Below are 22,317 nucleotides of genomic sequence, written 5' to 3' on the forward strand. Positions count from 1 at the left end.
TCGTGCGTTCCACAAGATACAGACGATCGACAACGATAGGGGCGGTCGCGGCACTGGCGGTCTCGCTGGCCGTCGCGACCCCATCGACCGCGTCGGCGGAGTTCGGCCCGTCGGTGAAACCACCACCGGTGCCAACGGTTCCGGTCAGTCCCGTCGGGCAGGGCGCCCGTGGGACCGAGAAGGACGAGGCCGCGCAGTCCGCGCGGCGCGGAGACCAGGGCAGCCTGCCCGTGTCGCTGCCGGGTGAGGGCACCTACTCGGCCACTTCCCTGAGCCAGTCCGGCAAATGGGACGTGTCCGGGCAGACCGGTGACTTCACGTGGTCCTACCCGCTCAAAGTGCCGCCCGCGGCGGGCGGGCTGGAGCCGTCACTCGGGTTGGGGTACTCCTCCAGCGCGGTCGACGGGCTGACCAGCGCGACCAACAACCAGGCATCGTGGGTGGGTGACGGCTGGTCCCTGTGGCCCGGTTTCGTCGAGCGGACCTACGGCAGCTGCCAGACCGACCTGCCCGGTGACCCCAAGCTCAATCCCGCCGATCTCTGCTGGAAGAGCGACAACGCGACACTGTCGCTCAACGGCAGTCAGACCTCGCTGATCCGAGACGACAATTCGGGTGTGTGGAAACCGAAGAGCGACAACGGATCTCGCATCGAGCGGATCTTCGAAGCGGGTCGCAACGCCGACAACGACGGTGAGCACTGGAAGGTCACCACCACCGACGGGACGCAGTACTTCTTCGGTTCCCGGGCGGATGCGGCCTCGACCTGGACCGTCCCGGTGTACGGCGACGATCCGAAAGAACCGTGCAACCGGGTGGGCGACTTCGCTGGTTCCTGGTGCAACCAGGGTTATCGATTCCAGTTGGACAAGGTCGTCAGCCCCAACGGCGACGTGATGATCTACAACTACGCCACCGAGTCGAACAAGTACGGCCAGAACAAGAACACCCGTGCGGGCGAATACGTTCGGGGTGGCTGGCTGAAGAACATCGAGTACGGTCTGCGCGACGACACGCGCGATCTGGCCGCGACCGGCCGGGTGGTGTTCGAGGTGGCCGAGCGGTGCGTGCCCGGATCGGGCTGTGATCCGAACAACGCACAACACCGGGCCAACTTCCCGGACGTCCCGCTCGAATTGAAGTGCGACGCGGCATCCTGCGAGAAGACCTGGTCGCCGTCGTTCTGGACCACCAAGCGGCTCAACAAGATCCGCACCGAGGTCCGCGACGGCAGCGGGTACCGCCCGGTCGACTCGTGGTTGCTGCGCCACGAGTTCCCCTACCCCAACGACAACGGCAAGCCCGCGCTGTGGCTGGCGGGGATCACGCACACCGGCCACGACGGCGGTGTTCTGGCGCTGCCGGAGGTTACCTTCGAGGGTGTCCGCAAACCCAACCGGCTCGTGAAGAACGGGGATGGTGCCTCGTTCCTCATCCGGTTCCGGATCGGCGCCATCGTGTCCGAATCGGGCGCGGTGACGACCGTGACCTACGCCGAGCGCAACTGCGGGGATCCCGACGGTCTGAAGGCGGAAACCAACACGCTGCGGTGCTTCCCGGCGAAGTGGTCGGCGCCGGGTATCCCCGAACGCACTGACTGGTTCCACAAGTACGTGGTCTCCTCGGTGTCCAACACGGACTGGATCGGCAGCGAACTGAGCAGCGAGACCACCTACGAGTACGTCGGTGGGGCGGCCTGGCACTACGACGAGTCCGAGTTCACCCGTGACGAGGACAAGACGTGGAACCAGTTCCGCGGCTACGGCCAGGTCATCGTCCGCACCGGCAAGGCATCCGACGCACCGCGGACGCGAACCAAGGTGTCCACCACCTACTACCGGGGCATGAACGGTGACAAGGGCAAGCCGCCCGCGAAGGTCACCGACTCCGAGAACGGCTCCGTGGACGACCACAACTGGCTCAACGGCACCGAACGCGAGTCGATCACGTACCTCGGTGACACGAACGAGGTGGTCAGCAAGACCATCAGCGAGCCGTACTGGCGAGATGCGCCGACCGCCAAGCGCGGCGTCTACGAGGCTAGGATCGTCCGCGAGGGTACTACGCGGTCGTTCACGATGCTCGCGGACGGCCGCAAGCAGGAAACCAAGACCGCGACGTCCTACGAACCCGGTGATCCGACCGCGATGGTGTGGCAGGTCAGCGACTTCGGTGACGTGACCAAGGGCGACGACGAACGGTGCACGACGACGAAGTACGCTCGCAACACCGCCAAGTGGCTGATGGCTTTGCCGTCGGAAGTGGACACGATCGCGGTAGCCTGCGGCGCTCCGGCGACGTTCCCGACGCACGCGCTCTCCAACGACCGCACGACCTACGACGACCGCGGCAACGTGACCTCGACGCAGGTCCTTAAGGCGCGCCCGGCCGAAGACCGGTTCGAGCACGTCACCACCTCACTGGTGATGGCAGAGGACATCGACAAGCACGGCCGTGCGCTGAAGGTGACCGACGCGCTGAAGAACGTCTCCACCACGGAGTACTCGCCGAAGGCCGGTGGCCCGGTCACCCAGACGAAGGCCACGAACCCGCTGGGTTTCTCCCTCACCACGACCCTGAACCCCCCCAGGGGATCGACGGTCAAGGCGGTGGACGTCAACGAACGGGTCACGGAGTCCGCGTACGACCCGCTCGGCAGACTCACCCAGGTGTGGCTGCCGGGACGGGCCCGCAGCGGGAACAACGGGAACAAGAAGTTCTCCTACAAGATCTCCAGGACCGAACCCAACGTGGTGACCACCCAGGTGCTCGGACCGAAGGGCGTCGACCTGCCCGCGACGAAGGAGATCCTCGACGGGCAGCTCCGGCCGCGGCAGACCCAGCGCAAGACCGACGGCGGCAGGGTGCTGACCGAGATTCGGTACGACTCGCACGGACGGGCCTTCCTGCGGAGCAAACCGTTCTTCACCACCGGTGAGGTCGACGACAAGCTGTGGATGGCGTCGAACACCGAGGCGATCCCGCCGCACTCGGTCACCGAGTACGACGGGGCGGGCCGCCAGACCGCCGAGATCTTCAAAGCGCCCACCGAGAAGTGGCGTGCCACGACGACCTACGGCGGCAACTGGGTCAAGGTGACGCCACCGGCTGGTGGCGTGCCCACCACGACCCTGTTCGACGCGCGTGGGCAGTTGGTCGAACGCCGGACCGACGCCCCGGAATCGTCTTACGACGCCACGACCTACCGCTACAACGCGGCCGGTCAGCTGAGCGAGGTGAAGGACCCGGAGAACAACGTCTGGCGCAACGAGTACGACCTGCTCGGCCGGCAGACCGTCCAGTACGACCCGGACAAGGGCAAGACGAGCAAGACCTACGACGACCTCAACCGGCCCATCGAGATCAAGGACGCGCGGGGCACCATCCTACGAACCACCTACGACGCCATCGGCCGTCCGACGCTGACCCAGCAGGTTTTCCCTGGGAACCCCGACCGGACCGAGAAACGTTCGGAGACGACCTACGACACGGTCGCCAACGCGAAAGGACTGCCTGCCACTGTCACTCGGTGGATGGGGACCACCGCGTACACCAGTTCCGTGCTGGCCTACGACAGGGCGGGCCGACCTGCCGCCACAGAGCTGGTGATCCCGGACTCCGAGCAGGACAGGCCGATTGCCGGGAAGTACGTGACCACCATGCGGTACAACCCGGACGGCAGCCCGCAGAGCACCGGACTCCCGCCGGTCGGAGTGGAGAGAACGCCCGGTCACCTCGGTGCGGAGACGGTTCTGCACGAGTACGACGACCTCGGCCGGCTCCAGAAGACCTCCGGCGGTCCGAGCAACGTGGGGCCGTACAACTACGTCACGGACACGCAGTACACGAGCTACGGTGAGCCGCAGCAACTCCGCTTCGGCGACAGAGGCAAGCACTCATGGGTGACCATGATCTACGAATCGGACACCCGCAGGCCGCAGCGGACGCTTGTGGACTCCGAGACGTCCGCGCCGATGCAGGCGGACATCAACTACGCCTACAACCCGGCCGGGCTCGTCACGTCCATCGTGGACCAGACGCTGGACCGGGAAGCGGATGTCCAGTGCTTCTCGTACGATCACCTGCAGCGGCTGACGTCGGCGTGGACCCCGGCCAGGACGGCCCAGCCCTGTGCGGCGGCACCGTCCACCGGGAACCTGGCGGGCCCGGCCAAGTACTGGCAGTCGTTCGCCTACGACAAGGTGGGCAACCGGCTGACCGACACCCAGCGCTCCGCGCAGGGCGACACCGTCCGCACCTACGCGAAGGGTGACGCCCACAAGATGAAATCGGTGTCCACGACCAAACCCGGTTTCACCACGGCCGCGGTCGACGAACCCGCCTACGACGCTGTGGGCAACACCATCAGCCGCAAGACGTCATCAGGTGCCCCCCAGGAACTGGACTGGGACGCCGAAGGGCGGCTGGCCAAGGTCACCGAGGGCACCAAGGTCACCGAGTTCGTCTACGGCGCCACCGGTGAACGCCTCATCCGCCGCGAACCCGGCAGCACCACCTTGTATCTGGTCGGCCAGGAACTCCAAGTGAAAGGCACGGTGAAAACCGCCACCCGGTACTACTCACACGGCGGTCGGGTCGTGGCCGCGCGATCTGGTGCGGCGCTCAACTACGTCGCCACCGATCACCAGGGCACCGTGAACGCGTCCGTCGAGGTGAGCTCGCTCAAGACCGAACGCCGGCGTCAGCTGCCGTTCGGCGGGCCCCGCGGGGAACAGGGTCAGTTCCTCGGTGACAAGGGTTTCGTCGGCGGAACCGTCGATGCCTCCGCCGGGTTCACCACCCTGGGCGCCCGCCAGTACGACCCGGACACCGGCCGGTTCCTCTCGGTCGACCCGATGCTCGTGTTCTCGGATCCCCAACAGATGCAGGGGTACTCGTACGCGAACAACAGTCCGATCAGCATGAGCGACTCCACCGGCCTGCTCGCGACTCCGTGCATGATCGACGGTCCGTGCGCCAACCCCAACACGGGTACGGTTCCAGGCCCCCAGAACCCCGGTGGCACGCCGTCGAAACCGAAGCAGAAGGTGATTCCCCCGGCGTTGCGCAACAACGGGTGGAGCTCCACGATGCCGGCGAAACTGAGCAGCTCCGGGCAGGTTGCCTGGTCGCATTGGTACCAAGCGGGCAACATGGTGATCAACGCCTGCCAGCCGGGCGTGAAGCAGTCGTTCGACTGGAACTGCAACACCGCGATGGACTACTACAACCAGCAGTACAGCGCCTACAAGAAAGCGTCGGGCAGCCCGTCCGGCTGGGACAAGGCACTGGACGTCCTCGTGGGGTATTCGGAGCTGATGCTCTGCACCCTCCCGGGTATCCACGCCGCCGCGTGTTGGGTGCCTTCCGATGTCACAGTCGGATATTGCGCGGGTGCCGGCCTGTCGAACGGCGTGACAACCCATGGTGGTGAGGGGTGCCTGGCGTTCGACCACAAGGGGGTGGGTGTCGTCTCCACCAAGAGAAACGGCACCTCCAACGGACAGCAGGGAGTGACCGGGGCGGCGGGTGTCAAGTGGATGAAGGGTGACATCGAATACCAGAACGGCCATGTGGGAGAATATCTGGAGATTCCCTACAAGTACGGCGAGGTCGAGATCGGCACCAGCCACGGCAAACCGCACTCGATAGGCCTGTACGTCGGCAGGAACCAGAAACCGGCGAGGCACGCCAAAGAGGAGAAGCACCACGGGCATCCGCCCACGGCCGGCACTGACATCACAACTTCGAGAAGGCTGACGAATGGCGGCCCGGTCTGCCGCTACTGCACCGCTATCGAGGACTTCCTGCTGAGTCCGTTCAAGTAGGTGCGTGATCGAGGTCGGGGCCTCCTCCGGTTCCCCGGGGGAGGTCCCTTTCGTTTCACGTCAGCAACGCCGCGATCTCGTCGGCCTCAGGGGTGCCGATCTCGGTGAAGATCTCCAGTGCCACACGCCACCGCGCCGCGGCGGCGTCACCGTTCCCCTCGGCCCGCCGGATCCGGCCCAGCAGCGCGAGCGCCCGGGCCTGGCTCAGCCGCTGCCCGGTCCTGTCCGTGAACTCCAACGCCTGCGTGCCGTGCTCGACCGCCGCCGCGTGGTCGCCGAGGGCGAGTTCGCACGCGGCGAGTTCGGTCAGTGCCGCCCCCCGGAGCACGTCCATGCCGGTCTCGTCCATTTTCGACAGCGCGTGCCGGACGTGGACCGCGGCTTCAGCCGGACGGCCCGCGGTGCGGTGTGCGGCGGACAGGCCGATGAGGATCGACACCTCGGCGTAGCGGAAGCCGATCTTCGACGCGAGGGCGAGCGCGTCCCGGTAGTCGTGGATGCTCTCCTCGACCTGGCCCAGTCGCATGCGGACGGTCGCGGTCAGTTCCAGCGCGCTGGCCTCGTGCCTGCGCTCGCCGATCTGCCTGCCGCACTCCAGCGCTTCGCGGGCGTGCGCGGCCGCCTCGGCGTACCGACCGAGGTCGCAGCACGCCTCGGCGAGACACACGAGCGAGGCAGCGAGATTGTGCAGCAGGCCCCAGCGGCGGCAGAGCTCGACACACTCGTGGTGGCGTTCGGCGGCCTCGGTGAGTCGCCCAGCGGTCCAATGGGCGAGGCCCAGGCCGTTCAGCGCGGGCAGCCGTACGATCATGTCGTCGTGGCGTCTGCTGATCTCCAGCGCCCTGGTGTGGCACCGCGTCGCCTCGTCGATGTCACCGAGTGACAGGTGCGCGACACCGAGGTAGTTGACCTCCCTGCCCTCGACGACCTCGTCGCCCGTGGCCTTCGCGATGGCCAGTGCGCGCTCGTGGTGCCGCATGGCGTCACGGGGCATGCCGAGTTGGGCGTGTACCCGGCCCAGGTTGTGGTGGCACTCGATCTCCGCAATCGAGCACGGTTGCCGCTCGTTCGCTTCGAGCGCCAGCGTGTGTTCGGCGATGGACTGCCGGTAGTCACTCAGGTTGTAGAAGATCAAGCCGCGCAGCGAACGCGCGGAGACCTCGGCCTGCGGGTCGCCGGACTCCTGTGCGGCGGCCAGCGTCGCCACGGACACGGCCAGTCCGTCCGCTCTGTGCCCTCGTCCGGCGAAGTAGCCGCGCAGCGAGTTGGTGAACCAGTTGCAGTAGCGCCGTGTCCCGGGGTCCGCGGCGGCCTGCTCCACCACGGCCACCAGGTTCGCCCGCTCCTCGTCGAGCCAGCGGATCGCGACCGTGCCGTCCTCGAACGGATTCGGCTCCGTGCTCACCCTCTGCCGTACGCGCTGAGCAGTGACGCAGAACCACGACGACGCGGCGGCCGCGTTCGCCAGGTAGTAGTCGAACAAGCGGATGTCGGCGGCGCGCAACACTTCCAAGGGGTCGTCCGTCCGTGCGCGGTCGGCCGCGTACTCGCGGATCAGGTCGTGGAACTGGTACCGGCCGCCAGAGCACCGGGTGAGCAGGCTGGCCGAGACGAGCCGGTCGAGTGACCGCCGGACGCCGGGCGCGGAGCCCGCGAGCGCCGTCGCGGCGGCCTGGGTGAAATCCGGTCCCGGTGCCCGGCCGAGCAGGCGGAACAGCCGCCGTGTCGCCGGATCGAGCGCCTCGTAGGACAGGTGGAACGTGGTTCGCACAGCGACCGCGGGATCGTCGTCGATGGCCAGTTCGGTGAGCCGGTCCTCACGCAGGGCCGCCACGTACTCGGAGATCTGGGTGTACCGGCGGCCACGCAGGTTCGCCGCAGCGATGCGCAGGGCGAGCGGCAGGTGCCCGCACAGCGTGGCGAGCTGGCTGGCCGCGACGTGTTCGGCGTCGACGAGGTCACGACCGCACAGCTCGACCAGCAGGTCGTGGGAGTCCGCGGCGGTGAGCACGTCGAGGCTGCGGACGTGGGCGTCGTTCAGCACGGTCATGCCGCGGAGATCGCCTCGGCTGGTCACGAGTGCCAGACAGCCGGGATCCGGCGGCAGCAGCGGCCGGACCTGCTCGGCGCTCGCGACGTTGTCCAGCACCAGCATGACCCGCTTGCCTGCCAGCAGTGAGCGGTACAGGGCGACCTGCTCGTCCAACGTCGCCGGAACGCGTTGCGCCGACACGCCGACCGCGCGCAGGAATCTGGTGACTGCCTGCTCGGTGGAAACCGGCGACACGGCGTCGTAGCCGCGCAGGTTGATGAACAGCTGGCCATCCGGGAACTGGTCACGAACCCGGTGCGCCCAGCGCACGGCGAGCGCCGTCTTGCCGATCCCGCCGGGCCCCACGAGCGCGACGACGCGTGGCGCGGATGCTCCCGGCTCGGGCAGCAGGTCGTCGAGCGCTGCCAGGTCCGCCGTGCGGCCTGCGAAACTCGCCAGATCGGCGGGCAGCTGCATCGGTACTTCGGCCGCGGGCCGCGCCGCGGGCCGTAGTTCGTCCCGGAGCACCTTCTCGTACGCCTCCCGCAGCTGCGGACCGGGATTCGCGCCGAACTCCTCCCGCAGCGCCGTGCGGATCTGTTCGTAGGCCGCAAGCGCCGCGGACTGCTGCCCCGAGCCGCCGAGCCCGAGCACCAGCGATGCCCAGAAGGACTCCCGGAGGGGGTGTTGCGCGGTCAGCCCACGCAGCTCGGGAACGAGCTGCTCGTAGTGACCGCACTCGATCTCGGCCGTGATCCGCGACTCCAGCGCGACCAGCCCCAGCTCGTCGAGCCGTTCGGCCTCGGCACGCAGGAAACCCTCGCCGAGCCCGCCGAAGGCAGGTCCGTGCCACAAGTCGGCCGCGACCCGCAGGAGCGCGGCGGCCTGCTCGAACTCCCCCTCGGCGAGCAGGTCACGCGCGGTGCGGACGGCTTCCTCCAACTCCCGCAGGTCGTAGCGAGCCGTCCCGAGCACGACCCGGTATCCCGCTCCGTCCGCGACGAGCAGATCGGGCGCACCGGCCTTGCGCAGCGCGCTGCGCAGTGTGGACACGTACGTCTGGACCATCGCCTTCGCCGAGGACGGCGGCCGCGACCCCCAGATCAGCTCGACCAGTTGCGCCGTACCGACCACGATGCCCGCCTTGGCCAGCAGTGCCGCCAGGAGCGTCTTGGGCTTCGTGCCACCGAGCGGCACCGGCTTCCCGCCGACGTCGACGGAGACGGTTCCGAGCACGCGGATGTGGACAGCGGGCAGCGCCGTGTTCCCCGTCATCGAGTCGAGCTCCAGTCACCTTGTCGGAGCCAAACAGTACAACGGCGACGAAAAACAGCCCCTCGATGAGATCCCTGGCTTGGTCCCGATCGGGCTGGCGAAGCGTTCCGTGGTCGGATCGAATCACATCGTGAGCTGGGTGGGTAGACCGGGCGGCCGTGACCAGGACCGGGTGGTGGAACTTGATCGCGCGGGAGAATCGGCCGTCGAAGGTCGTCAACACCCACAGTCCGTCGGCGCGGAGGGTTCCGGAGAGGCCGGGGCGCTAGCCGGCGGCGGCGGGTTGGCCGTTGGCGCGGGTGGGCAGCAGCGATGATCGAGCGACTCGCCAGGCACCTGGACCGAGTCCGGCCTGACATCGAGTCTCCAGGTAGCCGCTGATCGGTTGTGTCCGTTCAATGAGCGCCCACGCACTCTTCTACCGGATTTGTCGGCGAATGCGGGGTGCCACCAGCGATCGGCTCAACCAGTGGTTGTAGGTGCGTCCGGCCCAGGAGAAGTTGGACCTGGCGGCGGACCATCCGGCATGCGTTCGACCAGCACAGTGTGGGCCGGCTCATCCGGCGTTCACGTGGTCGAAGGTCTGACTGCTGAGCACTGTGGACTGGTCGATCTTCCTGCGGCCGCCGTCGTCGACGAGAACGTACCGGTGCCGCTCGCGGACCAGCTTGCCGTTCTTGAAGTTGTATTCGACGGTAGCCTCGACAACGTTGGCCGCCACCGGTGTCACACCGGAGGTGTGGACGCCACGGATGCGGTCCCAGAAGGCTTGGTAGCCGCCGCGTCCACCGGCTGGGTTTCGCTGGTATCTGGGCGTCAGCCGGTTGCAGCCTTCCGCCAGGTTGCCGGGCATCAACGCGTAGTACTCGGTGATCACCGCGGATAACGCGGAAGGTCCGCCATTGGGCGGCGGGTGCACCGTGGGTGGTCGAGATGCAGTGGGCGGGACAGTGCCCGAAGGCGTGGCGCTGATGAGTGGTGTAGCGGACACCGCACTGTTCGACGACGGCATGCTTGACGTGGTCGGAGGTTGCGGTGCGGCATCGGTCGCGTCCTTCCGGTCCGGGGTCAGTTGCCCTGCGAGCACGCCTCCGGCCAGGATGACCAGTCCACCGGCGAGCAACAGGGCCACCCGTCGCCTGGCCGGTCTCGGTTGACGCGGTTGTGATTCGACGCGTTCAGTGACCGCGTCGGGTTCGCCGACCTGGACTTCGGGTTGCGGTTCACGGGTGGTTGTGGCGACCATGACGGGAGCCGACCGCAGCGCCTCCAGCATGTCTCTGACCTCGGCCATAGTCGGCCGCTGCGGGGGATCAACGCTCAGCATCCGGGTCAGAAGCTCCGTCATCGGACCGGTCGGTCAAGGAGAACGCGGCGCTCGTCGTGAGCGCGATGACGTCGGGAGAGTTCCGTACCTGACGTGCTGTGTCTCGACCACATCGGCATGAGCCGCACTAGTGTGTGCACCGGTTCTGCCGGTGCCGGGTGTGGTTGATCCGCTGGCACAACGCCGCTGTGGAGTGCGCCGCAGTTCGCGGATCTCGTAGCTCACACCGGTGCGACCGAGGCCGACGATGGCCAACTCGGTCGTGGTCCAGGTCACCCGGTCGGGCACGTCGTACAGGCCGGTGAGATCCACCAGATCGTCCGCGGTGCCGTGCGCGATCGGCAGCCGCGACCGCGAGTTGTCCGGAACAGCGACCGGGCGGGTTGTCCGCCAACGGGAGCGTGCACGTCGTTGATGCCGCTGCGCCCGGCGGCGGACAACCCGGCCAGCGCGATCAGACAACGCGGCGGGCGTGCACGATGTGTGTGTGAGGCCGGCGAGGTCGTACTCGTCGTCGTTGTTGGTCCCGTCGCCGATCATGTCCACCCGGTTATGCCGTGGGACCAAGTAGATGCCTGTTGGGGATTCGGCGGTGTAGTGCGGACACAGGGCTGCTGTCAGCCGAGCACATTTCAGGGAGCACACTGCGCCGCCGTACATTTCCACCAGCGATCGCGTGGTGTGGAGCGGGGCAAGGACGTACACCAGGTTGGATTGCGGGTCCCCGCAGACCTGGCACAGGTCGTCGTTGCGCATCCGTTCGGCACGAGCGTCGTCGAACTGCCACGGATCCCACTCCACTCCGCCGTCCTCCGCCGTGCGAAGTTGCGCGAGCCAGGGCGTCGGGCGGGACAGAGGTCGTCCCGGCCGAAGGGTTCGGTCCACGGTCATGTCGGCCACGCATCGTGCTCGCGGGCGCGGCCAGCCCTCATCGAAGCGGCCGATCGTTAGGTCGACACTCACCCGTCAAGTCTCCCGTGCCGTGGTCGTGGTCGAGCCGCCAGGTCAAGCGGATCCGGCGCTGGTTCCGGAGAGCCCGTTTCTGCTCGTGGTCGGGTGGTGCTCCGGCGCCTCACCCTTACGTGGTCCGGGCCGTAACGCCAACGGGCCTGGTCGCGACAGGACAGCTATCTAGCTGCGGTTTTACGCGCGAAGCGAGGTGGGTGCCATGGACCAGCCCCCGCGGGAGCCAGGGTGCAGCACGACCTCAGCCAGCATCCGCGACCAGCTGCCCGCCCTGCCCGCGCTGCTGGCCCCGGCCCTGGCCGGGACCCCGACCGCGGTTGCCCGGCTGCTGGAGTACGTCCGGCCGTGGTTGGCACGCCAGTGCGCGAGTGTGGTCGTGGACGCCGCGTGGGCGGTCCGGACGACGTCGTTCAGGACGCGTGTGTGCGTGTCCTGCGTACCTTGCGCCACCAGCCTGGCCAGCGGCGCCAACCAGCTCACCGGGACGCGTACATCTGGTTGGCCGCCGTCGCCCACCGCGCTGTCGTCCACCACCAGGACGTGCTCGCCCGCAACCGCCCTGCGGGCGGCCCACGAGTCGACCCGCCGGATCTCGCTGACGGCCCCGAAGAACACGCGATCCGGCACGACGAACGTGCCCGGCTGCAGGCGGCGATCCAGCACCTGGCCGAGCCACAGCGGACTCTGCTGATCCTCCGATGGCAGCGTGGCTTGTCGGTCGACGAGGTCCCTGCCCGTCCCGGACACCATCGCTCCACCTCCTGGTCAGGGGTGTTGCGACGATAAGCTGAATCCGCCCACTGTTCGGCAATCGCGGCGGGCGGCGTGATGCCAGTGCCGTGACGACTTCGGCGACGGTTCGCTTCGGTGATCCATGCTCCGCACGGTAGACCCACCCACCGACAGTTCCGGCCGGTTCAGCGTTCGTCCTTGTGGGTCAACGTTTCCACATCATCAGCCGAGGCGTTCGACGATCGTCACGTTGGCCTGACCGCCGCCTTCGCACATCGTCTGCAAGCCGAACCGGCCGCCGGTTCGTTCCAGCTCGTGCAGCAGCGTGGTGAACAGACGGGTTCCCGTCGCGCCGATCGGGTGACCGAGTGCGATCGCGCCGCCGTTGACGTTCACCCGGTCGAGGTCGACCTTGAGTTCCTTGGCCCAGGCCAGCACCACGCTCGCGAACGCCTCGTTCGCCTCGAAAAGGTCGATGTCCGAGACGCTCATCCCGGCGCGTTCCAACGCGTGCCGTGTCGCGCGGATCGGCGCGGTCAGCATGTACACCGGGTCCGCGCCACGGGCCGACATGTGGTGCACGCGTGCGCGGGGCGTGAGTTTGTGCCGCAGCACCATGCGTTCGGACGCGATCAGCACCGCGCTCGCACCGTCGGAGATCTGGCTCGACAAGGCCGCTGTCACGCAACCGTCCGGGCGCAGCGGCGCCAGCTTGGCCATCTTGGCCAGGCTGGTGTCGCGGCGCGGGCCTTCGTCGTGCTCGAACCCGCCGACGGGGACGATCTCACGGGTGAACCGGCCCGCGTCCTGCGCCGCGACGGCCTTGCGGTGGCTGGCGAGGGCGAACTCCTCCATCTCGAACCGGGTCAGCTCCCATCGGGCGGCGATCATGTCCGCCGAACGGAACTGGTTGATCTCCTCGGTGCCGTAGCGGTGGTCCCAGCCCTGCGACCCGTTCGTCGGCGTCGGGAAGCCGAACTGTTCACCGACCAGCATGGCCGACCCGATCGGGACCTGGCTCATGTTCTGCACGCCGCCTGCCACGACCAGGTCCGAGCCGCTCATCACCGCCTGCGCGGCGAAGTGCAGCGCCTGCTGGCTCGACCCGCACTGCCTGTCCACGGTCACACCCGGTACTTCCTCGGGGAATCCCGCTGCCAGCCAGGCGGTCCGCGCGATGTCGCCCGCCTGCGGGCCGAGCGTGTCCACGCAGCCGAAGACCACGTCGTCGACCTCGCCGGGGTCGATCGGGCTGTCGGAGAACAGCGCCCTGATCACGTGCGCCCCCAGGTCGGCGGGGTGCACGCCGGACAGCGCGCCACCACGCCTGCCGACCGGAGTGCGTACGGCGTCGATGATGTACGCGTCGGACACGGGTTTTCTCCCTTCAGGAGCGGGAAATCACGGGCGGCGGACCGGACGGCGGCGGGTGGAGATGCCGTCGAGCAGGATGCCGAGGTACTGCTCCGCCACGTCCTGCGCGGACAGGTGGCCACCGGGCCGGTACCAGTGCACAGCGACCCACACGGTGTCCCTGATGAACCGGTACACGAGTTCGACGTCCAGATCGGGCCGGAAGGCACCTGCCCGCACGCCTTCGTCGAGCACGCCCACCCAGATCTTGCGGAACTCCACGCCGCGCTCGGCGATGTAGCCGAACCGCTCGAACGTCGCGAGGTACTTGGCGTCGTTCTGGTAGATCGCGACCGCGGCGTGCTGCTTGTCGATGCTCTCCAGGGAGGCGACCACGATCGCCTCGATCGTCGCCTTCGGCGGCAGGCCGGACTCGACGATCTGCCGGTACCGGCCGAACAGGTCGTCGAGGAAGCCGGTCAGTATCTCGTCCACCATGGACTCCTTGGAGTCGAAGTGGTGGTAGAGGCTGCCGGACAGGATGCCCGCGGCGTCGGCGATGTCGCGCACGGTCGTCGCGCGGAAACCGCGCTCGGCGAACATCTCCGCCGCCAGCCGCAACAGCTCGGCGCGGCGCGACGACGCGCCTGCCCCTGGTTCCTTCTTCACGGTCGAACTCCTCATCACGGGTGCTGACTGCTCACCGACACCACCTCGCCGGTCAGGTACGAGGCGTAGTCGCTGGCCAGGAACACCATCACATTCGCCACCTCCCACGGCTGCGCGGCACGCCCGAAGGCCTCCCGTCCCGCCAGTTCGGTCAGCAGCTGCTCGCTGGTCACCTTGGCGAGGAACGGGTGCGCCGCCAGGCTCGGGGCCACCGCGTTGACCCTGATCCCGTGCCCGGCCACGTCCATCGCCGCACATCTGGTGAACGCCATGACACCGGCCTTGGCAGCCGCGTAGTGCGCCTGGCCGTGCTGCGCGCGCCAGCCGGCCACCGAGGCGTTGTTGACGACAGCACCGCCACCGCCCTGCTCCACCATGCGTTTCAGCGCCGCCCGGGTGCACCGGAACGTGCCGTTGAGCGTCACGTCGAGCACCCTGCTCCACTCGTCGTCGGCCATGTCCAGCACCGACCTGGTGCCGCCGAGACCGGCGTTGTTGATCATCACGTCGATCCGGCCGAACGTGCTCGCCGCACTCCGCACCAGCGCCCGTACCTGCTCCTCGTCGGTCACGTCGCAACGCTGCGCGGCTACCCGGCCGTCATGGTCGGCTTTCAGCTGCTCGAGCGTTTCGGCCAGCCTGCGTTCGTGGTGGTCGCTGATCACCACGGTGGCGCCTTCTTCGAGGCAGCGCCGCGCGGTGGCCGAGCCGATCCCCGTCCCGGCTGCCGCGGTCACCACGACGGTCTTGCCCGCCAGCAGGTCGTGTCCTTCGGGATACGTCATCCGCGTGGCTCCTTCGGCAGGCCGAGCACGCGCTCGGCGATGATCGTGCGCTGGATCTCGTCCGAGCCGCCGTAGATCGTGTCCGCCCGGCTGAACAGGAACAGCCGCTGCCACTCGTCGAGGTCGCCGTCCTCGGCGATGATCGACGCCTGGCCGCGGACCTGCATCGCGAGCTCACCGAGGTCACGATGCCACCGCGCCCACACCAGCTTCGACACCGATGCCTCGTAGCCGGGGTCCTCACGCGACAACGTCCGCAACGCGTGCGCCCGCATCACCTCCAGGCCGATCCACGACCGCGCCAGCCGCTGTCCGATCACCGGGTCGCCGATCGCCCCGGTGCGCCTGGCCAGATCGATCAAGGCGTCCAGTTCGCGGCGGAAACCGACCTGCTGGCCCAGCGTGGCCACGCCGCGCTCGAACGCGAGCGTCGCCATCGCCACGCGCCAGCCGTCGCCGACCTCGCCGACGACCATGTCCCGCCCCGTCCTGGCCTGGTCGAAGAAGACCTCGTTGAACTCCGACGTCCCGGTCAGCTGGCGGATCGGCCGGACCTCCACGCCCGGCTGGCGCATCGGCACCAGCAGGTACGACAGGCCGTCCCGCCTGCGTGAGCCGGGTGTGGTGCGGGCAAGCACGAAACACCAGTCCGACTCGTGTGCCAGCGACGTCCACACCTTCTGGCCGGTGATCACCCATTCGTCACCGTCCAATGTGGCCGCCGTCGACACCGACGCCAGGTCTGACCCGGCACCAGGCTCGGAGTAGCCCTGGCACCAGAGTTCTTCGACAGCGCGGATCCTCGGCAGGAACCGGGCTTGTTGCGCCGGGGTGCCGAACGCGATCAACGTCGGTCCGAGCAGCTCCTCTCCGATGTGGTTGACCCGTGCGGGGGCGTTCGCCGCCGCGTACTCCTCGTGGAAGATCACCTGTTGCCGCGTGCTCACCCCGCGGCCACCGTGTTCCACCGGCCAGCCAAGGCAACTCCAGCCCGCCTTCGCCAGCGCGCGGTCCCATTCCCGGCGCAGTTCGTACTGCTCGTGCTCCCGGCCGGGCCCGCCCGCACCACGCAGATCCGCGAACTCGCCGCGGAGGTTCTCCGCGAACCAGGCGCGCAACTGTTGACGGAAGTCGCCGTTCACGTACGCTAGCCTACCAAGCACTTGCTTGAGGAGGTGAGTGTGCGCCGAGAAACCATTCCCGCCGCGCTCATCGAAGCGGCCGAGCGCTTCGGCGAAGCGGAAGCAGTGGTCGACGGTCAGGTCCGCCTGACCTTCCGCGAGTTGCACAACCGTGTGATGGCGGTCGCGTACGGCCTGAGCGCGAGCGGAATCGCACGAGGTGACCGGGTCGCGATCTTCGGCCCGAACACGCATCACTGGGTGACGTCGGCACTCGGTGTGCTGTACGCGGGCGCGACTCTGGTGCCCGTCAACACCCGCTTCACCACCGCCGAGACGCTGGACGTGGTCAACCGCAGTGGCGCGCGGGGTTTGTTCGTGCAGGACGAATTCCTCGGCATGGACCGAGGAGCCGACCTGCTCGAAGCCGACGCGGCACTGGCCGCACGGGTGCGGATCTTCCGGATGCCGACGCACTGGCCGGAGGCCACGTTCGAATCGCCCGCCCAGCCGGACGACGTGGCCGACATCCTCTACACGTCCGGCACCACGGGGCGCAGCAAAGGCGCGATGAGCGCGCAGACGCAGACACTCGCCACGGCACGGGCCTGGGCGGAACGGACCGAGCTCAGCGCTGCCGACAGGTACCTCATCGTGAACCCCTTCTTCCACAGTTTCGGTTACAAGGCCGGAATCCTGACGTGCCTGCTGACGGGCGCGACGATCGTGCCCCAGGCCGTTTTCGATGTCGCCGAGACGATTCGGCTGATCTCGTCCGAGCGTATCAGCGTGCTGCCGGGTGCGCCCACGATCTTCCAGTCGCTTGTGGATAACTCGCCGGGGCCGCCGCGGATCCGCCTGGCCGTCACCGGTGCCGCGGTCGTCCCGATCACTTTGGTCGAGCGGATGCAGAAGGAACTGTGCGACACGGTGCTGACTGGATACGGCCTCACCGAATGCCCCGTCGTGACGCTTTGCTCTCCTTTGGACAGTGCGGAGACCGTCGCACGGACAGCGGGACACGCCGCAGCGGGTTGCGAGGTCCGGATCGGTCCGACCGGCGAGATCCTCGTGCGCGGGCCGAACGTGATGCTCGGGTACCTCGACGACCCCGCCGCGACCGCAGCGGCCATCGACGACCAGGGGTGGCTGCACACCGGTGACATCGGAAACCTCGACGACGCGGGCAATCTGACGATCACCGACCGGATCAAGGACATGTACATCTGTGGCGGGTTCAACGTGTACCCGGCCGAAGTGGAACAGGCGCTCGCCCGGTTGCCCGGTGTCGCCGAGGCCGCGGTGATCGGCGTTCCCGACGCCCGGCTCGGCGAGGTCGGCAGGGCGCACGTCGTCCGGAAACCCGGCGCCGACCTGTCCGAAGACGACGTCATCGGTTTTTGTCGGACCCTGCTGGCAAACTTCAAAGTGCCCAGGCAGGTGGAGTTCCTCGCGGCGCTGCCGCGCAACCCGTCGGGCAAGGTGCTGAAGAGAGTCCTAAGGGGATAGTCATGAGCGTCGTCCGCTACGAACGGCGGGGCCCGGTCGCGGTCGTCACGATGAACCGGCCGGAGTACCGCAACGCGCAGAACTCGGCGATGACGTACGCGCTGGACGACGCCTTCGCCCGCGCGGTCGACGACGCCGGGGTCAAGGTGATCGTCCTCGCCGGGGAAGGCAAGCACTTCTCGGCCGGGCACGACATCGGGACGCCGGAGCGGGACGTGGACGTCTCCTTCGAGCGCAGGGCCGTGATGTGGTGGGACCACGTCGGCCGCCCCGGCGGTGACCAGCGCTACGCCAGGGAGATGGAGGTGTACCTGGGGATGTGCCGCCGCTGGCGGGAGATTCCCAAGCCGACCGTCGCGATGGTGCAGGGCGCGTGCATCGCCGGTGGCCTGATGCTGGCGTGGGTGTGTGACCTGATCGTCGCGTCGGAGGACGCGTTCTTCGCGGATCCCGTTGTGCGGATGGGTATCCCGGGCGTCGAGTACTTCGCGCACCCGTGGGTGCTCGGTCCGCGCGCGGCCAAGGAAGTGCTCTTCACCGGCGACCGGTTCACCGCGCGGCAGGCGCAGGACTGGGGGATGGTCAGCCGGGTGGTGCCCAGGGAGTCGCTGGCGGAGGAGGCGTTAGGGCTCGCCGGCCGGATCGCCGAGATGCCCCAGTTCGGGCTCGCTCTCGCCAAACGAGCCGTGAACCAGGCCGAGGACCTGATGGGCCTGCGGTCGGGGATGGACTCGGTGTTCGGCCTGCACCACTTCGCGCACGCGCACAACGCCGAAGTCTCATCGGACTCCCTCGCGGGTATGGATGCCCGCTCGATGAAGGAACGCGAGTAACCCATGGACCTCGATCTCGATCCCGCCACCCTCGCCTTCCGGGCCGAAGTCCGGTCGTGGCTCGCCGCGAACGCGCCGACCGGCCTGCCGTCGATGGACACAGCCGAGGGATTCGAGGCACATCGCGCCTGGGAGAGAACGCTTTTCGACGCGCGCCTGTCCGTGGTGGCATGGCCGGAGGCGTTCGGCGGCCGAGACGCGTCCCTGCTCCAATGGGTGATCTTCGAGGAGGAGTACCACGCCGCCCGTGCGCCCGCCCGCGTCAGCCAGAACGGCATCTTCCTGCTGGCGCCGACGTTGTTCGCACACGGCACGGCCGAGCAGTGCGCGCGACTGCTGCCCGCGATGGCCAGTGCCGAGGAGGTCTGGGCCCAAGCGTGGTCGGAGCCGGAGGCAGGCAGTGACCTCGCCGCCATCCGGGCCTCCGCGCGCCGGACGGACGGCGGGTGGTTGCTCAGCGGGCAGAAGACGTGGAGCTCCAGGGCGACGTTCGCCGACCGGGGCTTCGGGTTGTTCCGGACTTCCGGCGAACGGCATCGCGGCCTGACGTACTTCATGTTCCCGTTGCGGGCGCCCGGCGTGGCGGTGCGGCCGATCGCCCAGCTCGACGGCGAGCCCGGGTTCGCCGAGATCTTCCTCGGCGACGTGTTCGTCCCGGACGAGGAGGTGATAGGCGAGGTCGGCAACGGCTGGAAGGTCGCGATGAGCACGGCCAGCAACGAGCGCGGTCTGTCGTTGCGCAGTCCCGGGCGGTTCCTCGCCACCGCGCAGCGCCTGGTCGAACTGTGGAAGGCGTCACCGGATCCGGCTTCGCGGGACCGCGTCGTGGACGCGTGGCTCGGTGCGCAGGCGTACCGGCTGTACACCTTCGGCACCGTCACCCGGCTGGCGTCAGGCGGCAGTCTCGGCGCGGAGTCCAGTGTGAACAAGCTGTTCTGGTCGGATCTCGACATCGCGATGCACGAGACGGCGCTGGACCTGCTCGGCGGCGAGGGCGAGACCGCCGGTGACTGGCTCGACGGCTACCTGTTCTCGCTCGCGGGCCCGATCTACGCGGGGACGAACGAGATCCAGCGCAACGTCGTGGCCGAACGGATACTGGGGCTGCCCCGATGAAATTCGCCCTCTCCCCCGAGCAGACCCAGTTCGCGGACACGCTCGACGCGGTGCTCGCCAAGTCCGACGTGGCCAGGGCATGGGCCGCGGGTGACCACGAACCCGGCCTGGCCGTCTGGCGGCAACTGGCCGAGCTCGGCGCGACGACGGTCGTCACGGACGGCGAGCCGGTGGACATGGTGGTGGTCATGGAGGCCATCGGGTACCGCGCCCTGCCCGGTCCGGCCGTCGAGACGGTGGCTGTCCTGCCGGACCGATTGGACGGTGCGTTACTGGCGACAGTCGCGCTCCCGCCGCATGTGCCGTACGCGGTAGACGCGGACGTCGCCGACCGTGTGTTCACAGTCCAGGACGGAACGCTGTTCGAAGCGACGCCCGGCAAGCGCGTCGCGTCAGTGGATCCATGCCGGGCGTTGTTCGAGGTGGCCGCGACGACCGAGCTCGGCCCGCTGGACGGGGCATTCGACCGTGGAGTGCTCGCGTGTGCCGCGCAACTGCTGGGAGCGGGGCGCGCGTTGCTGGCGAAGTCAGTGGAGTACGTCAGACAACGCACCCAGTTCGGCAAACCGATCGGCTCGTACCAAGCGGTGAAGCACCACTTGGCGTCGGTCCACGTCGGTCTGGAACTGGCCAGGCCGGTGGTGTACGGCGCCGCTTCGGGCGTGCTGCCGGCCTCCGCGGCGAAGATAGCCGCGGGCGATGCCGCGTACCGAGCCGCTCGTACGGCTCTACAAGTCCACGGTGCCATCGGCTACACAACCGAGAACGAACTGAGCCTGTGGATCACCAAAGTCCGCGCTCTGCATTCGGCATGGGGCACCGGATCGGTCCACCGTGCGAAGGTGATGGAGGGTCTCCCCATGAAGTGATCTCAACGGCCACGCAGTGACCGGGCGACGTACTGCACAGCGGACAGGGCATCGAGCCTGGCTCGATAGGTGATCACGAGGAGCCTTCCGGGTCTGCGCCCTCGCGGACCCAGTCGATGATCACCTCATGTGCGATTCGGTGAATGTCAGTAGGTTGGCGCGGTGAGCACACCTGTTTATCTGGTCGAGTACTCCGACGTCGCTGCCGAGGCGGGTGCCAGGAACACGATCGGTGGATCGCCCGTTCTCCCCGCGGGTGAATCGTGGCCGGAGTGTTTCTGCGGTTCGCGGATGGTCCTTTTCTTCCAGTTCGACATCCCCGCGGACATCCCGGTGTTCGGCGGGAATCACCTGCTGGCGTTTCAGTGCCGCCACCACGACGACGTCCCATTCGTCGAGTCGGGGCCGCAGTTGCCCGACGCGTTCTGGGACGGTCCGACGAACCCGGGCTATCCAGGTCCGTTCTGGCGGCTCATGCTCCACCGGGACGAAACCGGCCCGGTCGGCGACACGGAGAAGACCTTCTCGGCCCGCGTGCTGACCCTCAGCGCGGGCTCCGACGGATCCGCCGACGGTGACTACTGGCCGTTGTTCAAGGTCGGCGGCGAGCCGGACTGGGTCCAGTCGCCTGAATCACCCCGTTGTCCCTGCGGCGCCGACATGGTGTTCGTCTGCCAGGTCCCCGAGTCCTATGGCTTCAGCGACGAGCACGAGCCGTACGCCGACGACTACATGATCTTCCTCGGCAACGCGGTCTACGTCCTGGCTTGCCCGGTGCGCTGCCACCCGGCCGCGGTCTGGCCTGTCCCGCAGAACTGAGTAACGGCTCGCGGCCAACCCGGCAACCAGTGGGTGTGAGCGAAACGACGGCCAAGACCGAGCAGCCTCCGCGGGCTCGGCGTGACGCCGGGTCGACTGGGCTGGGCGCGGAGTTCGAGCAGGTCTACCGCGCGCACGTCCAGCAGGTGACGGCGTATTTCGCCCGGCGGACGGCTGACCCGCAGACGGTCGGTGACCTGACCGCGGAGACGTTCGTGCAGGCGATCACGTCCTTCGCCACGTTCGATCCGGCCAGGGGAAGCCCGCGTGGCTGGCTGTTCGGCATCGCGCGCCGGGTCTTCGCCCAGTACTGCGAGCGGGTCAGCCGGGGCCGGGATGTCACCGTCCGGCTGGCCGGGCGGCGGGAACTCGACGTGGACGAGGCCGCCGAACTCGTGGTGCGGATCGACGCCGAGCGCCGGGGCAAGGCGTTGTTCGACGGCATGGCGGCGTTGACGGCCGCCGATCGGGAGGCCGTCGAACTCGTCGACATCGCGGGCCTCGAGCGTGCGGAAGCCGCCGCCGCGCTCGGCATCTCGTCAGGGGCGTTGCGGATCAGGTTGTTCCGGGCGCGAGCCAAGTTGCGAAAGATCGTGGGTGAGAACAATGGGTAAGTTCGAGGATCAGTTGCTCTCGGACCTGATGCAGGTGCACGGGCCGGACCTGGCCGGTGCGGAGCGCCCGAGGCGGCGCCGCACAAACCCGGTGGTGGCCGCCGTAGGAGCGGTGGCGGTGGCCGGTGTGGCGACAGGCGCGGTCCTGATGTGGCCGACGAGCACTCCGGCCTACGCGGTCACGGACAACGGCGACGGCACAGTCACCGTGTCGGTGAACAACGTCAGCGCGGTCGACAAAGCCAATAGGGAGGCGCAGGGCAAAGGTGATGTCCCCGGCCAGGTCCACACGTGCAACGCGAAGCCTGTGATGAACAAGCTCGAGTCCATCGACAGGAAGCTCAAGGACGCCATCGCCGCCGAGGGCAGGCAGAAGAAGATCATCACCGTGTACCTGCCGGACTGTCCGCCCCAGACCATCGAGGTGATCCCCGGCCGCGGCAAGTGAACCCGCTCACCCGAGGCGCGT

At 68.2% G+C, this 22,317-nt stretch carries 16 protein-coding genes; 8 read left to right on the forward strand and 8 right to left on the reverse strand.

Annotated elements, in window-relative coordinates:
- Positions 1–2: 2 nt before the first annotated feature.
- A complete protein-coding gene (locus AOZ06_RS42655; protein ID WP_157233552.1) occupies positions 3–5,828 on the forward strand; it encodes an RHS repeat-associated core domain-containing protein in 5,826 nt (1,941 codons plus the stop codon).
- A 55-nt stretch (positions 5,829–5,883) separates the two neighbouring features.
- Here AOZ06_RS42655 and AOZ06_RS42660 read toward each other — a convergent pair whose 3' ends face one another.
- The 8 genes from AOZ06_RS42660 to AOZ06_RS42700 all read right to left on the reverse strand — a co-directional run bounded on the left by AOZ06_RS42660 (position 5,884) and on the right by AOZ06_RS42700 (position 16,109).
- A complete protein-coding gene (locus AOZ06_RS42660) occupies positions 5,884–9,135 on the reverse strand; it encodes an AfsR/SARP family transcriptional regulator (protein WP_054294564.1) in 3,252 nt (1,083 codons plus the stop codon).
- A 556-nt stretch (positions 9,136–9,691) separates the two neighbouring features.
- Positions 9,692–10,483: a serine/threonine-protein kinase gene (locus tag AOZ06_RS42670; RefSeq protein ID WP_157233553.1), complete on the reverse strand. Its 792-nt coding sequence runs from the start codon at positions 10,481–10,483 to the stop codon at positions 9,692–9,694.
- 12 nt (positions 10,484–10,495) lie between these two features.
- On the reverse strand, positions 10,496–11,263 hold the full coding sequence (locus AOZ06_RS42675; protein WP_054294567.1) for a hypothetical protein: 768 nt from the start codon (positions 11,261–11,263) through the stop codon (positions 10,496–10,498).
- A 342-nt stretch (positions 11,264–11,605) separates the two neighbouring features.
- Entirely contained in the window at positions 11,606–12,178 is a 573-nt protein-coding gene (locus AOZ06_RS42680) for a hypothetical protein (protein ID WP_054294568.1), read from the reverse strand.
- A gap of 204 nt (positions 12,179–12,382) precedes the next feature.
- On the reverse strand, positions 12,383–13,534 hold the full coding sequence (locus AOZ06_RS42685; protein ID WP_054294569.1) for an acetyl-CoA C-acetyltransferase: 1,152 nt from the start codon (positions 13,532–13,534) through the stop codon (positions 12,383–12,385).
- Positions 13,535–13,561: 27 nt separating this feature from the next.
- Positions 13,562–14,182: a TetR/AcrR family transcriptional regulator gene (locus tag AOZ06_RS42690; RefSeq protein ID WP_257721445.1), complete on the reverse strand. Its 621-nt coding sequence runs from the start codon at positions 14,180–14,182 to the stop codon at positions 13,562–13,564.
- A gap of 14 nt (positions 14,183–14,196) precedes the next feature.
- Positions 14,197–14,967, reverse strand: coding sequence for an SDR family oxidoreductase (locus AOZ06_RS42695; protein WP_054294571.1), 771 nt, complete (start codon positions 14,965–14,967; stop codon positions 14,197–14,199).
- Positions 14,964–16,109: an acyl-CoA dehydrogenase family protein gene (locus tag AOZ06_RS42700; protein WP_054294572.1), complete on the reverse strand. Its 1,146-nt coding sequence runs from the start codon at positions 16,107–16,109 to the stop codon at positions 14,964–14,966. The genes AOZ06_RS42695 and AOZ06_RS42700 overlap by 4 nt, the downstream gene beginning before the upstream one ends.
- Positions 16,110–16,148: 39 nt before the next feature.
- Here AOZ06_RS42700 and AOZ06_RS42705 point away from each other — a divergent pair, with 39 nt between their 5' ends.
- From AOZ06_RS42705 to AOZ06_RS42735, 7 genes are all read left to right on the forward strand, one after another.
- Positions 16,149–17,597, forward strand: coding sequence for a FadD3 family acyl-CoA ligase (locus AOZ06_RS42705; protein ID WP_054297337.1), 1,449 nt, complete (start codon positions 16,149–16,151; stop codon positions 17,595–17,597).
- Positions 17,598–17,599: 2 nt separating this feature from the next.
- Positions 17,600–18,430: an enoyl-CoA hydratase gene (locus AOZ06_RS42710; protein ID WP_054294573.1), complete on the forward strand. Its 831-nt coding sequence runs from the start codon at positions 17,600–17,602 to the stop codon at positions 18,428–18,430.
- Positions 18,431–18,433: 3 nt separating this feature from the next.
- Positions 18,434–19,546, forward strand: a complete 1,113-nt coding sequence (locus tag AOZ06_RS42715) for an acyl-CoA dehydrogenase family protein (RefSeq protein WP_054294574.1) — start codon at positions 18,434–18,436, stop codon at positions 19,544–19,546.
- On the forward strand, positions 19,543–20,415 hold the full coding sequence (locus tag AOZ06_RS42720) for an acyl-CoA dehydrogenase family protein (protein WP_054294575.1): 873 nt from the start codon (positions 19,543–19,545) through the stop codon (positions 20,413–20,415). The genes AOZ06_RS42715 and AOZ06_RS42720 overlap by 4 nt, the downstream gene beginning before the upstream one ends.
- 162 nt (positions 20,416–20,577) lie before the next feature.
- On the forward strand, positions 20,578–21,234 hold the full coding sequence (locus AOZ06_RS42725) for a hypothetical protein (RefSeq protein ID WP_054294576.1): 657 nt from the start codon (positions 20,578–20,580) through the stop codon (positions 21,232–21,234).
- A gap of 35 nt (positions 21,235–21,269) precedes the next feature.
- Positions 21,270–21,848, forward strand: a complete 579-nt coding sequence (locus AOZ06_RS42730; protein ID WP_169799065.1) for an RNA polymerase sigma factor — start codon at positions 21,270–21,272, stop codon at positions 21,846–21,848.
- Positions 21,841–22,296, forward strand: coding sequence for a hypothetical protein (locus AOZ06_RS42735; protein ID WP_054294577.1), 456 nt, complete (start codon positions 21,841–21,843; stop codon positions 22,294–22,296). Before AOZ06_RS42730 ends, AOZ06_RS42735 begins: the two co-directional genes overlap by 8 nt.
- Positions 22,297–22,317 lie beyond the last annotated feature (21 nt).

Source organism: Kibdelosporangium phytohabitans (genome assembly GCF_001302585.1).
Taxonomy (GTDB): Bacteria; Actinomycetota; Actinomycetes; order Mycobacteriales; family Pseudonocardiaceae; genus Kibdelosporangium; species Kibdelosporangium phytohabitans.

What these genes read in the sequence shown, in the direction of transcription:
- AOZ06_RS42660 (WP_054294564.1), bottom strand. Translation starts at nt 9,135, where the DNA reads ATGACGGGGAACACGGCGCTGCCCGCTGTCCACATCCGCGTGCTCGGA.
- AOZ06_RS42670 (WP_157233553.1), bottom strand. Translation starts at nt 10,483, where the DNA reads ATGACGGAGCTTCTGACCCGGATGCTGAGCGTTGATCCCCCGCAGCGG.
- AOZ06_RS42680 (WP_054294568.1), bottom strand. Translation starts at nt 12,178, where the DNA reads ATGGTGTCCGGGACGGGCAGGGACCTCGTCGACCGACAAGCCACGCTG.
- AOZ06_RS42695 (WP_054294571.1), bottom strand. Translation starts at nt 14,967, where the DNA reads ATGACGTATCCCGAAGGACACGACCTGCTGGCGGGCAAGACCGTCGTG.
- AOZ06_RS42710 (WP_054294573.1), top strand. Translation starts at nt 17,600, where the DNA reads ATGAGCGTCGTCCGCTACGAACGGCGGGGCCCGGTCGCGGTCGTCACG.
- AOZ06_RS42715 (WP_054294574.1), top strand. Translation starts at nt 18,434, where the DNA reads ATGGACCTCGATCTCGATCCCGCCACCCTCGCCTTCCGGGCCGAAGTC.
- AOZ06_RS42720 (WP_054294575.1), top strand. Translation starts at nt 19,543, where the DNA reads ATGAAATTCGCCCTCTCCCCCGAGCAGACCCAGTTCGCGGACACGCTC.
- AOZ06_RS42735 (WP_054294577.1), top strand. Translation starts at nt 21,841, where the DNA reads ATGGGTAAGTTCGAGGATCAGTTGCTCTCGGACCTGATGCAGGTGCAC.